The following is a 12,692-nucleotide window of genomic DNA, read 5'->3' as shown; positions in this document are numbered from 1 at the left end:
GGCCGCTAACGACACCGTTGCGGTAGGTGGTGCCGTTGACGCGCGTGTGCAGCAGATCCCTGCTCATCAGCTCCTGGGGATCCGTGATGGGGTTGGTACGCGAGCCGAGCTCTCCGTAGGGAAGCTCGCGCGTCTCCACGGCGCCCGAAGACACAATGCGGCTACGGGCTGCTGCCGCGTCGGCCTCGCTCCACCACGGCTGGTCGAAACCTCCGGGGTAATTCCCAGATGTAGAGCTGCGATCCTTCGCGCGGCCGAAGTCGTCATCGCTACTGTACCCCCAGCCACCGGCCCCTCTGCCCGCAGTATGGCTATCACCGCCGTTACTTCCCCCACCGCCGGAGTTGTTGTCCTTCTGACGTTCTTCCTCTTCGTAATCTTCCAGGCCTTTCCCGGATTCTACAGAATTAGACCGTCCCTCCATCTCCACGCTAATTGCCTTAGTACTGGAGTTAAGCATCGTGAGGATACGCTCCGCAGCGGCTTCGCGCTGTGCATTGGCCTGGGCTTCGACAGCCTCCACGTATGCTGCGCCCGTAGTGAAGAGCTTGCCCATGGCGCGGATACCCGGGCCGGGCTCACTGTCGGGAACCGCGACGACCAAGTCGTCGCGCATTGCTTCAGTCTCTGCGTCAATGAGGTCTGCGGAAATCTTCTCACTCTCGGCAAGTGCAGTCGCCATGACGCCACGACCATTCGAGTAGCTCCTAAAGCCACGCTCGTATGCCTCTCGGTACTTCGTAATTCGCTGGACAGATGCGTCAACCCAGCGGTCCATGGCGGTACCGGTTGCACCGGTAAAGCCATGGCCGTCTCGATAGGAGCGGAGGAGTTCGACAGCGTCGTCGAAGTATTCCAAGGCCCTGGCATGATCCTTATCCCGCGCCTCCAGTCCCTTATTGGCGCGGGCAGCCTCCATGAAGGTTTTGAGACGTTCGTACATCGGTGATGAAACCATGCTAATACTCCCTTCAAAAAGCTATTCGTTAGTTCAGATCTTCTTCTGGCTCGGCTGAGTGGCTGGACCGCTGCCGGTCGAAGCTCCCGCACCGCCGGAAGATGACTGGGGCACAGTCGTAGAGGTACCAGAGTCGACAGGCAGGTGAATGACATCTTCCAATGTCAAACCGATCCTATGGAGTAGAGCCGTATATTCGTCCTGTTCCTTTGAGCGAATTGACTGAGCTTCCATATCAGCCTGCGTTTCCTTGAAGCCCAGCGCGTTCTCGTATTCTGCACCCGTGAAACGAGTCATGGCAGCGTGCATCTTTTCCTCAAAGTCCTTAAGCATCGCCGTCTCACGATTGAGTAGCTCGGAAACAGCATCAAACATGTCAGCGGAACGGATCCGCACGGCTGTTGGCCCTTCTTCATGTCCCCAGAAAGTGGACGTCTGCGCGGATCCCAGAGCAGACGTGCACTTTCGCGAACCTGTCATGGCGCCCCAAGATTCGACAACCTTCGGCGCAGCTACTGTCTGGCGCTCGTGGTCATATTCAAGATCAGGGTTTCCGGTCATTGTTGGCTCCTAAATTGTCGATGGAAGATAAAAGAGCGCTGCAATGCGCCCGGTTGCTTACTTGGCGACCTTGAAGCGGCGGACCAGCGGCTTGTCAGGCTGGTCGGGGCCCTCAATTTTGAGAGTCCACACGTAGGTCAGGTCAGAGCCGGAACCCTCCACGTCCACAGTCCAGGACGAGTAGTACTCACAGTTCTGCTCCACGCACAGGTCGTAGGTGTCATTGCCCAGCCGCCAAAAGTCGGTGGCCGACATCATCTGGTACACCATGTCGTTCTTGTTGACCACGGTCTGACCCTTGGGATCCAGCTTGAACTGCTGGGAAGCAATCAGGCTGGGCTCCACGCCCACCAGCTGCGCGCCGACCATGTTGTTCAAGGCGACAGCCTTCGCGGCGATCTGCTTCTTCTGATCGCCAGACGCGGACTGCATCTGCTGGACCAGCTGCTGCTTCTGCCCCTGAGGAATGTTGGGCAGCTTGCTGATATCGGTGGACTTAGACCCACCGCCACCGAAGAGGGAGCAGCCCGACAGCGCGACGGCAGCGAGCAGCAGGGACGAGGTGGCCGCACATGCGCGACGAGGCACGAGAGAGGACATATTTTTCCCTACTTTCAGACTAACTCATCATTGTATGCGAGAAATGGGATGCCGTGGCTGTACGCACACGACGCCGACTAACTGCAATAAAGCCGTTATTAATCCCGGGATCCAACCACATGAAAGGCACGTCGTTGGCCAGCGACAACTTTTCGCAAGGGACTCCCCGTGCCCGCGTAACGCACAGTAGTCGCGCGCGTCGAGACCAGGTCGCGGGCAACGCTACCGTGCAACACCTGTCGTATTACGAGGTACGCCTTACGACGCGGAAGCCCTGCTTGGCGTAGACGGTCTCGTAGGAGTGGCCGGGGTGCGCGGCGCTCCCCCACGACTCTGCGTCGACCTGCTGGTCCCCCCACGCGTAGGAGCGCGCGTCGATGACGACATACTCCGGAGGGGTATCCATGCTGCCAGTGGTTCCCACCCAGTAAACCTCGCGCCCGGGCACGAGGCGCGCGAGCAGCGTCGTGTCGGTTTCGACGCTCACCCCCTCGGGCACCGCGTCGAGCGCGCCGAGGGCGGCAGCCATGCGCGGATCCTCCTTCAGGTCAGGCAGGTGCCACAGCGGCAGCGACGAGGCCGTGAGAGCCAACGACGCAGCGGGCACGCACGCCACCGCCCAGGCCGCCACGCGCCAGCCCAGATTCGACGAGGCCGTGGCCTCGTCCTCAGCGTCCGCGTCGGTCTCGGCGTCGGCGCGCTCGGGCGCGAGCCACTGGTCGATGACGTCGAGCAGCGAGCACGCCGCGATGGGAACGAGGACAGCGTTGTAATGCCACGAGTCCCAGCCGTAGTAGCTCTCCACCGAGCCAGCGAAGCGCCACGCGAGCGTCGGCGCCACCAGCGCGAACCACGGCGAGGCAGTGCCCACGAAGCCTGCGCCGGCGGCCAGGACAATGAGGGTCACGAGCTTGACAGATGGGGTTGTCAGGATGTCCCACAGGGAGGGGATGTCGCGCGCGGCGGTGGTTCCACCGGTCGGCGTGCCCGCCCCGGTGGCGGAACCGTCGAGGGAGTAGGCCCACGTGCCCGCAGGATTCATCATCGGGAGCAACACCTTCACTGTCAGAACAAACGCGACGATGCCGAACAGAGCGTACGCTATCGAGCGCAGGACACCGGAACGCCCTTCACCTCGCCGCCGCCACGCGAGAGCGAGGCCAGCAACAAAGACCGTCAGCCCGAGATCCTCCTTGACAAGGACGAGGGGCGCCAGCCACACCATACACGCACCCCAGCGCCGCTCGACGAAGGCGACACCCCCGAACGCCAGCAGCGGGACGGCCATACAGACCTCGTGGAACTGGGCACCGACCGCTCCCTGCAACCCCCACCCCAGCCCGTAGGCAAGCCCAACGAGGAGGGCACCGCCTCGGCCGAGGAGGCGCTGCGCGAGGCGCGCGATCGGCAGGACCGACGCGGCGATCAGCAGGTCCTGGACGACGAGGAGGGTCAGCGCCGAGGGGAAGAGACGAAAGATCGGTCCCAGGAGCGCCAGGATCGGGTGGAAGTGATCGCCCAGCAGGTTGTAGCCCGGCCCCTTGATGGGGACGATGGGTGCTTCGAAGCGCGAGTATGCCTGGACGGCCTCGGCGAAGATGCCCAGGTCCCAGGAGGGGGCGACGAGCGCGCGCCACTGCGCCACCGAATAGCAGACGTAGAGCGCGCCGACGGCGCACGCAATGACGGCTGGTAGCCACCAGGTCGCGATGAAGCGACCGACGGCTAATCGATCCGGGCCCTTCACCCGACCATCTCCGTGCGGCGCGCGTCGGAAGGATCAGAGGCCTCCGCCTCGTCGCGGGCCGAGGCGGGGGCCGGGTAGGGCACGCCGATCCCCTGTTCATGGTCGGCGCGGCGCTTCGAGCGCGCGTCGGAGTGGAAGAGCTGGCTAACCGTGGCGCGCACGGCATCGAACATGCGTGCCGGGCGGTTGAGCGAGCCGAGCGAGCGGTCCGCGCCCGAGTGCGCGAAGTTGCAGGGGACCTCCATGACGGAGAGCCCCGCGCGCAGAACGTTGATCGTCGTGGACGCCTCGAGCACATAGCGGCCGCTGAACGGCATGGCCGCATCGATCGCCTCGCGCGTCAGGCAGCGCTGGTAGCTGAGCGGGTAGTGGCAGTTCCAGCCGGTCTTGCGGCGGATGAGGCGGCGGGCGACGCCCGGCCCGTAGCCCGAGTACTCGCGACCCGTCGCCGGGACGGCGATCGCCATGTCGGCCTGGCGGGCGAAAACGGCTTCAACGAGGGCGGTGGCCTCGACCGCGGAGTCGCCGAGGTCAGGAGAGAGCAGCAGGATGTGGCGGGGCGGCCCGTCGGGGCGGTCGCGCATGGCGGCAACCTTCACGCCGGTCTCGATGGCCGAGGCGCGCCCGCGTTCAACGGAGTGGCGCACGACGACGGCGCCTGCGGCACGGGCGGCGCGGCCGGTGTCGTCCGTAGAACCATCGTCGACAACAATGAGGAGGTCAACGCTGGGTATGGCGCGGCATGCGCGCACGGTGGCCGCGACGGCGCGTCCGACGTTGTGCGCAGCGATGACGGCGGCGACTCGCTGCGGCTGGGAACCTCGAGATCCGGCGGGATAGTTCACGACTAACAGTTTACGGGCGGCGGGGCGCGATCGCGTCCCGCCGCCCGTAATGTGAGCGACAAACCTATCTAAACGATAGGTAAAATTATCCTCAGCGAATCGTCACAGCTCGGGAAACGAGGCCCTGACGTGCGCGGCGCTCCTTGTCATCCAGGCGTTCGGTGACCTTGAGGGCCTCCTTGAGGGCCTTGGCAAGGGCCTGCGTGCCGGGCGCGACGTCGGCCGCGCTGGCACCCTCGGGCAGCTCGAAGACCGGGACGATCAGGCCGCACGCACGGAAGGAACCCACGTAGCGGGAACCCTCGCCGACGTTGGCCTCGCCGCGCGCGGCCAGACGGGCGAGCGCGTCGAACAGCTTGGTCTCGTCGTTATTCGTCAGGAAACGCACGAAGTTACGGTTCATCTCGCACCAGTACGCGCCGGGGACGCCGGGCACGGGCTCGGTCGGGATGATCTCGTCGCGGTTCTGTTCGAGGGCGCGACGCGTCTGGTCGTCGATCTCCTCGGCCGGGTCGAACCAGAAGGAGAAGTCCTCCTCGAGCTTCATATCCGTGAAGCTGTCGACGTCGACAATGTCCTGGAGACGCTCGGACGGCTCGCGCACGTCGATCGAGATGACGCCCTCGTCGCCCGCTTCCTTCGCAGCGATGGCCGCGAGCAGCGCGGCACCCGCGTCGTGGCTGAGGTCCGCGGAGTTCGAGCGGGTCTGCAGCGCAACGAGGATGCGGCCGTCGGGACGCACCATCGCGGGGTGGCCCTCGGGCAGGAGAGTGACGAAGTCAAATTCGACGGCGCCGTGGTCGGCGTCGGTGCGTGCGGTCATCGTGGCCGCCGGGATGAGCTCGCGCATGGCGACCAGCTCGATCTCCTTCGGCAGGCCCTCGTAGGGGCGCGCGACGAAGGGGATCGGCGGGCGATACGCCTTGAGCTTGGCGGGATCGGTGACCTTCTTACGGCGGCTAGCTTTACCCATGGGTGTAATCGTAGCGGGTTTCGCTCAATCAACGAGGTGGGGGCTGGGCGAGCCGGTCCACTCACCCCAGCCCATACCTCGTCAGCGGGCGGAGCCCCGGGCGATGGCCTCCACGCCGGGCAGAGCCGCGCGGTAGGCGTCGAGGAAGCGCTCGTACCCGGCCACACCCTCGTGGGTGGGTTCGAGGGTGGAGACCGAGGCACCCGCGAAGACCCGCTCGGAGAGGTAGTCCGGCAGGGCGGGTGCGGCCTCGTCCCCTGCGAGGACCGCACGGTAGCGCGCGAGCACCGCGATACCCCACGCGCCGCCCTCGCCCGCTGTGTCGCCCACGGAGACGGGGATGTTCAGCGAGTCCGCGAGGATCTGCTGAGCGACGCCCGGGGTCTTGAAGAGGCCGCCGTGAGCGAAGAGGGAGTCGAGGTGCACACCCTCGCCGCGAAGAATGTCGACGCCGATGCGAACGGCCGCGAAGATGCTCATGAGCTGGGCGCGCACCGCGTTCGCGAGGCTGACGCGCGCGTCGACCGTGTGCGTAAAGACAGGCTGCGCGACCTCCTGGCCGATGAGGGGCTCGGCGGACAGCGTGTTGTAGGCCATGACGCCGCCCGCGTCGGCCTCGCCCGTAAGCGCGTGGTTGTAGAGGGCGTCGTAGATCGCCGGGACACTCACGTCGGCACCGACGAGGCGCGCGAAGTCGGCGAACCAGCCGACCCACGCATCTAGCTCGGACGCGCCGTTGTTCGAGTGGACCATCGCGACCGGCGAGCCGTCGGGCGTCGTCACCATGTCGATCTCAGTGTGCAGCTCGGCGAGGGAGCGCTCGAGGACAGCCATGAGGAAGACGGAGGTGCCGCACGAGATGTTGCCCGTGCGCTGGGCGATCGCGTTCGTGGCGATCATGCCGGTACCCGCGTCGCCCTCGGGCGGGCACAGCGCAATCCCGGCCTGGAGCGTGCCGGTCGGGTCGATGAGCGCGGCGCCCTCGGGGGTCAGCGTCCCCGCGTCCTCGCCCGCGCTCAACACGGTCGGGAGGACGTCGCGCAGGCGCCACGGGACCCGGGCCTCGACCAGGGCCTCGTACTGGTTGAGGTAGGACTCCACGTAGGTGCCCGCCTCCGAGTCGATCGGGAACATGCCCGAGGCGTCCCCAACGCCCAGGACGTGGCGCCCCGTCAGCTGGTGGTGGACCCAACCGGCCAGCGTCGTCAGGCGGGCGACGCGCGGCGCATGCTCCTCGGAGTCGAGGACCGCCTGGTGCAGGTGCGCGATCGACCAGCGCAGCGGGATGTTGAAGCCGAAGAGGCGGGTGAGCTCGTCGGCTGCGCGCCCCGTGTTGGTGTTGCGCCACGTGCGGAAGGGCGCGAGCAGGTTGCCCTCGGCGTCGAAGGCTAGGTAGCCGTGCATCATCGCGGAGATACCGATCGAGCCGTAAGACGCGGGGATGACGTCGTAGCGCTCACGCACGTCGGCGACCAGGGAGGCGTAGGCCGCGCGCAGGCCGGCGACGACCTCGTCGAGGGTGTAGGACCACAGGCCGCCTTCGAGGTGGTTCTCCCAACCGTGGCCGCCGGTGGCGAGCACCTCGTGGTCGGGGCCGATCAGGACGGCCTTGATGCGGGTCGAGCCGAACTCAATGCCGAGCGCGGTGTCAGCGGCGGCGATGGCGGCGCGAGGGTCGGTGCTCATGTGTGCTCCTTGAGTCTTCATTGACGAGGCCGGGGCCAGGGTTGCGTTAACGGTAACACTTTCGCGCAGGTAGCGACAGGGACGTACGAACGTTTATCGGACACACTGTCCGCCATATGCAGATTTACACCGCATTGACAACGTCGTTTGATCACATCAACGCTATGTCCCACCTTCTCTCTCCAAAATCCTTTCCCAACTGACGACTCGGGGGCGTAGACTACGCGTAGTCACATTAGAGGAGGACACATGTCTACCGCACGGGTCGCACGCTCCGTCAAGCTCGATCCTGAGATCGACGCCCGCCTCACGGCCCTCGCCCAGCGGACGGGACGAACGAAGTCGTTCTACATGAATCGCGCCATCGAGTCAGCGCTTGAAGAGATTGAGCTCGCCTACTCGCTGCAGGCCGAACTCGAGGACATTCGCGCCGGACGAGTCGCATCGGTGAGCCTCGACGAGGCGGTGAAGAGTCTTGGCCTGGAGGGCTGAGCTGTCACCGCGTGCAGTGAAGCAGCTCAGCAAGCTCGATAAGCCAACCGCGCGCCGCATCATCGACTACCTCCGCGAGACTGCGAGCGGCGAGGATCCCCGCTCGCGCGGGAAAGGACTGACCGGCAACCTCGCGGGCTTCTGGCGATACCGAGTCGGCAACTACCGGATCATTGCTTCCATCGAAGATGATGAGTTATTGATCCTCGCCATCCATATCGATCACCGGTCTCGAATCTACCGCTAGTTTACTGAGCGCCGAAGCCCGCGATGAAGAGCTCACGCGCGCGGTCGATAGCGGCGAGTTCCTTGTCCGTGAGGGGCTTGGTGGCGCTGCGCTCGATGAAGGTCAGGACGACGGACGCGTAGACATCCGCGGCCAGCGGGAGCACCTCGTCATCCATGCGACCGCGCGCCCAATCGGTAAATACCGAACAGCACGTGCGATAAAGCTGCTCATGCAGATCCCCCTCGCCGCCCACGCGGATTGCCAGCAGGGTTTTCAGAGCTTGCCCATTGCGCGCGTACACGTCAGCGAGATGCCGGGCGACAACGTGGGCGTCGCGTCCCTCACCGAACCACAGGCCTTCGAGGGCAGGGGTGATCTCTTCGAGGAGGAAGGACACGACCTCGGCCAGGAGCGCGTCCTTGTCGGTGTAGTGGTCGTAGAAAGTCGTGCGCGAGACCATCGACGCGGCGCAGATGTCGGTGACGCTCACGTGCGCATACGGCTTGGCCTGACACACCTTCACGAGGCCGGAACGGATCGCCCGACGCGTCTTCCGGATGCGCAGGTCAAGGTTCTTCTCAGCTTCGCGCCCGTGCTTATCTGCGCTACGCAGGAACATGTCTCTCCGATCATTTTTCCACTATCGATAGGCTTATCCTACGCATAGCGGTTGCCCCGTCCGGTATGCAACACTCTGTTTGTTATTGTGCGATGAATGTGAGCTTTTCAGGAAGAGGCAAACGGTTTTGCATGAGAGGCAAGGCACTCTGCGCATGGCGCAGCACTGCCAGATCGGCGACCCTCACCAGGCCTTTGAGATCATGGGTGACTGGCTCAGCGGCCAGCACCCCCGCAGCGGCGCATAATCGCGTGCATGACCGCGGCGGCGCCGTCATTGTCGACGGCGGCCGTCACGTGGTCGGCGTGGGCGCGCACCTCCTCGGAGGCACCACCCATGGCGACACCGAAGGCCGCCCACTCGATCATCGCGATGTCGTTCGTGCCATCCCCAACGGCAACGGTCCCGCACGCGGGCAGTCCGAGGCGCTGACGCAGAGACTCCAGGCCACTCGCCTTAGTCACCCCGAGCGGCTCGATGTCCGCCCAGGACGTCCAGCCGACGAACACCTCATGGGTGCGCGACACGTCCAGGGACGACAGGATCCGACCGAACTCCTCACGATCCATCTCGGCGGCGCGCACGACGATCTTTGGCGTGGGCGTGGAGGCAAGCTCCTCCATCGACACGATGCGATGATCGCTCCCTTCGATCTCGTTGTTCGGGAAGGGAGCGGAGAGGAGGATGTCGGGGTGCGGCATCGATGCGAACACCGAGCCGGGCACGGCGGCGGCGATCTCCTCCAGGATCGGACCGGGCACGAAGGTGCGTTCCTCGACGATCTCGCACTCCCCGCCGCTCACGCGCACGAGGGTCGCGCCGTTGTTGCACAGCGCCCACCCGTCCGTGAACTCCAGGGCACCCAGGACCGGGATGACGCCCTCGAGCGCGCGGCCCGAGGCGATGAGCACCTGGGCACCCGCGGCGGCAAGGCCGTGGATCCCCTCGAGCACGCGCGGGGTCGCCCCCGCGGCAGTCAGGATCGTGCCGTCAATGTCGAGCGCGACAAGGACCTCGCCCGCCGACGTCGGAAAGTCGGCGGGCAGGGCGGCCGAGGCCTCGTCGAGAAGAACCTCGAAGGGGCGAGCAACTTCCCCGGAGGAGGGGACCGTCAGGAAGCGCTCTTGGCTCATCGGGCGACCGGGCTCAGAACCTCAAGTCCACCCAGGTAGGGACGCAGGGCCTCGGGCACATAGATCGAGCCATCCGCCTGCTGGTGATTCTCCAGGAAGGCGACTATCCAGCGGGTCGTGGCCAGAGTGCCGTTGAGAGTGGCAACCGGCGCCATGCCGTCCTCCCGGCGCTCGCGAATGCCGAGGCGGCGCGCCTGGAACGTCGTGCAGTTCGAGGTCGAGGTGACCTCCATGTAGCGCTCCTGAGTGGGCAGCCACGCCTCGCAGTCGAACTTGCGGGCGGCGGAGGTGCCCAGGTCGCCGGCGGCCGTGTCGATGACGCGGTAGGGCAGCTCGACCTTGGCGAGCATCTCCTCTTCCCACGCGAGGAAGCGCTGGTGCTCTTCGGCGGCCTCCTCGGGGCGGCAGTAGCTGAACATCTCAGCCTTGTTGAACTGGTGAACGCGGATGATGCCGCGCGTGTCCTTGCCCGCAGAGCCCGCCTCGCGGCGGTAGCAGGTGGACCAGCCCATGTAGCGCTTGGGGCCATCGCTCAGGTCGAGGATCTCGTCGGCGTGGTAGCCGGCGAGGGCCACCTCGGACGTACCCGTCAGGTACAGGTCGTCGGCGGGCAGGTAGTAGATCTCGTCAGAGTGCTCGTTGAGGAAGCCGGTGCCGCCCATGACCTGCGGGGTCACGAGGGTCGGGGTCATCATCGGCACGAAGCCGTTGGCGAGCGCCTGATCCATGGCCATCGTCATGAGGGCCAGCTCGAGGCGGGCGCCGATGCCCTTGAGGTAGTAGAAGCGGGCGCCGGAGACCTTCGCGCCGCGCTTGGTGTCGATCGCGTCCAGGCCCTCGCCAAGCGCGAGGTGATCCTGGGGCTCGAAGCCCTCGGCCGCAAAGTCGCGGGGGGCGGGGCCCTCGTGGCGCAGGACCACGAAGTCCTCCTCGCCGCCGACGGGCACGCCGTCGAGAACGAGGTTCGGCAGGAGGCGCGCGAGGCGGTCGGCCTCGGCGTCGGCGGCGTTGGCGGCAGCCTCGGCGGCCTTCACCTGCTCGGCGAGCTCCTTAGCCTGAGCCAAGATCGCCGGACGCTCCTCCTTAGAGGCGCGACCCACCGACTTGGAGACCTCCTTTTGGGTGGCTCGCAGCGTCTCGAAAGCCTGCAGGGCCTCGCGGCGGGCGACGTCGGCCTCGATAATTTCGTCGACGAGGCCGGGGTTCGCTCCGCGGGCACGCTGGGAGGCGCGGGCGGGTTCGGGGTTTTCACGCAGGGCACGCACATCAATCATGCGTCCCATCCTATGCCAGGTGGGCGCGCCGTGTCCCCTACCACCACGATTCTGAATTCAAAACAGGAGGTCAAGGTTATGCACAAACTACACCCATGAGGTCCTCAAAAACCTGAAAGTTATCCACCTTTGGTGCATAACCGTGTGAACAACATGGCGGCGAGCACGCTGCAGGTCCCATCCGATGACACGAAGTGCAACGAAAAGACACTTCACAACACATCCACAGGCATAAAGCGGGATACGCTAGGCATATGGACGCAACACCGTGGGTACTCGCCGCCGCTGTCGGAGCCGGAGCCATCGGAGCCGCACGCGTCGCAACAGCCCTGACCCGCAAGCACCGCCGCCGCAAGGCCCTCGACATCCCCGCGTCGGTGGACGACCCGACGCGCGGACGTCCCCGCCCCTGGATCATCATGAATCCCTCGAAGCACGAGGACCCACAGGCCTTCAAGGACCGCATCAACCGCAAGGCCAAAGAGCTCGGCGTCGACCACATGCACTGGCGCGAGACCACCCGCGAAGACCCGGGCACCGGTCAGGCCGTACGAGCCCTTGAGGAAGGTGCCACCATCGTGATCGCCGCAGGCGGAGACGGGACCGTGCGCGCCGTCGCAGCCGGCATGGCAGGATCCGGCGTCCGCATGGGCATTATCCCCGTGGGCACCGGCAACGTCCTGGCCGGAAACCTCTCCGTCCCCGACGACCCCGAAGAGGCCCTCGCCGTCGCGCTCGACCGCAACCACCGCGCCGTCGACCTGGCGTGGGTACGCATTGAAGACGTCACCCAGGAGTCCACTCAGCCCGCCGAGGGCGGACTGCGCCTCGCGGCACGCACCGCGCTACACCCCGAAGCCAGCGCTGCGGACCAGGGCGCCCCCGCCTCGTCGAATGAGCCGCGCGCGGACGAGTACGCGTGCCTCGTCGTCGCGGGCATGGGATACGACGGTGCAACGATGGCGGACACAAACCCCGAACTGAAGAAGCGCATCGGATGGATCGCCTACGTGTGGGCCGGCCTGGGTGCGATGGGCGTTCCGCGCATGAAGGCGCGCCTCACCCTACGCTCACCCGCCGCTCGAGTGGCGGACCCCCTGGGCGTCGGCGATCAGATCACGGGAGAGGCCCTGGACGAGGCCTCCTCGGCTAGCGCCGAACCCCTGCGCTCACCCGCCGATGAGATCACCCGCATCGAGGCCCGGTCCGTCATGTTCGCGAACGCGGGCGAGCTGAAGATGCTGGTTCTCGCCCCCGATGCAGAGCTGTCGGACGGCCTCATCGACGTCATCGCGGTTGACGCGCTCGCCGGCCTGCTCGGCTGGGCTGACGTGACCTGGAAGATGCTCGGCCAGCTCATCGGCCTACGCCCGATCAACCTGCCCGTCTCGACCGGCAAGGTCGCGTTCCGCCAGGCGAAGGGTGCGTCCGTCACGGCCGAAGAGGCCCAGGTGTGCCAGGTGGACGGCGACGCGATCGGACTCGCCCACACCATGCACATTCGCATGCAGGCCGGCGCCCTCGACATCGCCGTGCCCGCGGAGCGCACATGGATGGAGCTCCTGCCCGGCTAAG

12 protein-coding genes are annotated in these 12,692 nt (G+C 65.9%); 3 read left to right on the top strand and 9 right to left on the bottom strand.

Annotation, left to right across the window (positions count from 1 at the left end):
* Positions 1-991 precede the first annotated feature (991 nt).
* From FOC40_RS01645 to FOC40_RS01620, 6 genes are all read right to left on the bottom strand, one after another.
* The gene (locus FOC40_RS01645) at positions 992-1,519 is read right to left on the bottom strand and encodes a hypothetical protein (protein ID WP_050755239.1); all 528 of its coding nucleotides are present in this window, start codon (positions 1,517-1,519) and stop codon (positions 992-994) included.
* Positions 1,520-1,576: 57 nt separating this feature from the next.
* Positions 1,577-2,119, bottom strand: a complete 543-nt coding sequence (locus FOC40_RS01640) for a hypothetical protein (protein WP_003795999.1) — start codon at positions 2,117-2,119, stop codon at positions 1,577-1,579.
* 244 nt (positions 2,120-2,363) lie between these two features.
* Complete coding sequence (locus FOC40_RS01635; RefSeq protein ID WP_003796006.1) at positions 2,364-3,866, bottom strand: DUF2079 domain-containing protein; 1,503 nt, start codon at positions 3,864-3,866, stop codon at positions 2,364-2,366.
* Positions 3,863-4,711, bottom strand: coding sequence for a glycosyltransferase (locus FOC40_RS01630; protein WP_039929627.1), 849 nt, complete (start codon positions 4,709-4,711; stop codon positions 3,863-3,865). The genes FOC40_RS01635 and FOC40_RS01630 overlap by 4 nt, the downstream gene beginning before the upstream one ends.
* 91 nt (positions 4,712-4,802) lie before the next feature.
* Positions 4,803-5,684, bottom strand: coding sequence for a DUF5926 family protein (locus tag FOC40_RS01625; RefSeq protein ID WP_003796011.1), 882 nt, complete (start codon positions 5,682-5,684; stop codon positions 4,803-4,805).
* Between the two features lie 81 nt (positions 5,685-5,765).
* Positions 5,766-7,370, bottom strand: a complete 1,605-nt coding sequence (locus tag FOC40_RS01620; protein ID WP_003796013.1) for a xylulokinase — start codon at positions 7,368-7,370, stop codon at positions 5,766-5,768.
* Between the two features lie 249 nt (positions 7,371-7,619).
* Between FOC40_RS01620 and FOC40_RS01615 the strand changes: the two genes are divergently transcribed.
* Together FOC40_RS01615 and FOC40_RS01610 are read left to right on the top strand one after the other, a co-directional pair.
* Positions 7,620-7,862 carry a ribbon-helix-helix protein, CopG family gene (locus tag FOC40_RS01615; protein ID WP_003796016.1) on the top strand — a complete coding sequence of 81 codons (243 nt, stop codon included), beginning with the start codon at positions 7,620-7,622 and terminating at the stop codon, positions 7,860-7,862.
* 16 nt (positions 7,863-7,878) lie between these two features.
* Positions 7,879-8,109, top strand: coding sequence for a type II toxin-antitoxin system RelE family toxin (locus FOC40_RS01610; protein ID WP_003796018.1), 231 nt, complete (start codon positions 7,879-7,881; stop codon positions 8,107-8,109).
* Between the two features lies 1 nt (position 8,110).
* Here the strand turns inward: FOC40_RS01610 and FOC40_RS01605 are convergent, their stop codons facing one another.
* From FOC40_RS01605 to serS, 3 genes are all read right to left on the bottom strand, one after another.
* Positions 8,111-8,710: a TetR/AcrR family transcriptional regulator gene (locus FOC40_RS01605; RefSeq protein WP_003796020.1), complete on the bottom strand. Its 600-nt coding sequence runs from the start codon at positions 8,708-8,710 to the stop codon at positions 8,111-8,113.
* A gap of 215 nt (positions 8,711-8,925) precedes the next feature.
* Complete coding sequence (locus tag FOC40_RS01600; protein WP_003796022.1) at positions 8,926-9,843, bottom strand: HAD hydrolase family protein; 918 nt, start codon at positions 9,841-9,843, stop codon at positions 8,926-8,928.
* Positions 9,840-11,117: a serine--tRNA ligase gene (serS, locus tag FOC40_RS01595; RefSeq protein WP_003796024.1), complete on the bottom strand. Its 1,278-nt coding sequence runs from the start codon at positions 11,115-11,117 to the stop codon at positions 9,840-9,842. The genes FOC40_RS01600 and serS overlap by 4 nt, the downstream gene beginning before the upstream one ends.
* Positions 11,118-11,371: 254 nt before the next feature.
* Between serS and FOC40_RS01590 the strand changes: the two genes are divergently transcribed.
* Positions 11,372-12,691, top strand: a complete 1,320-nt coding sequence (locus FOC40_RS01590; protein ID WP_003796026.1) for a diacylglycerol/lipid kinase family protein — start codon at positions 11,372-11,374, stop codon at positions 12,689-12,691.
* The last annotated feature ends 1 nt before the right edge of the window (position 12,692 follow it).

This window comes from Schaalia odontolytica, assembly GCF_009730335.1.
Classification (GTDB): Bacteria; Actinomycetota; Actinomycetes; order Actinomycetales; family Actinomycetaceae; genus Pauljensenia; species Pauljensenia dentiphila.
Note: the sequence above shows the minus strand (reverse complement) of the source record. Positions and strands in the feature narration are given on the sequence as shown.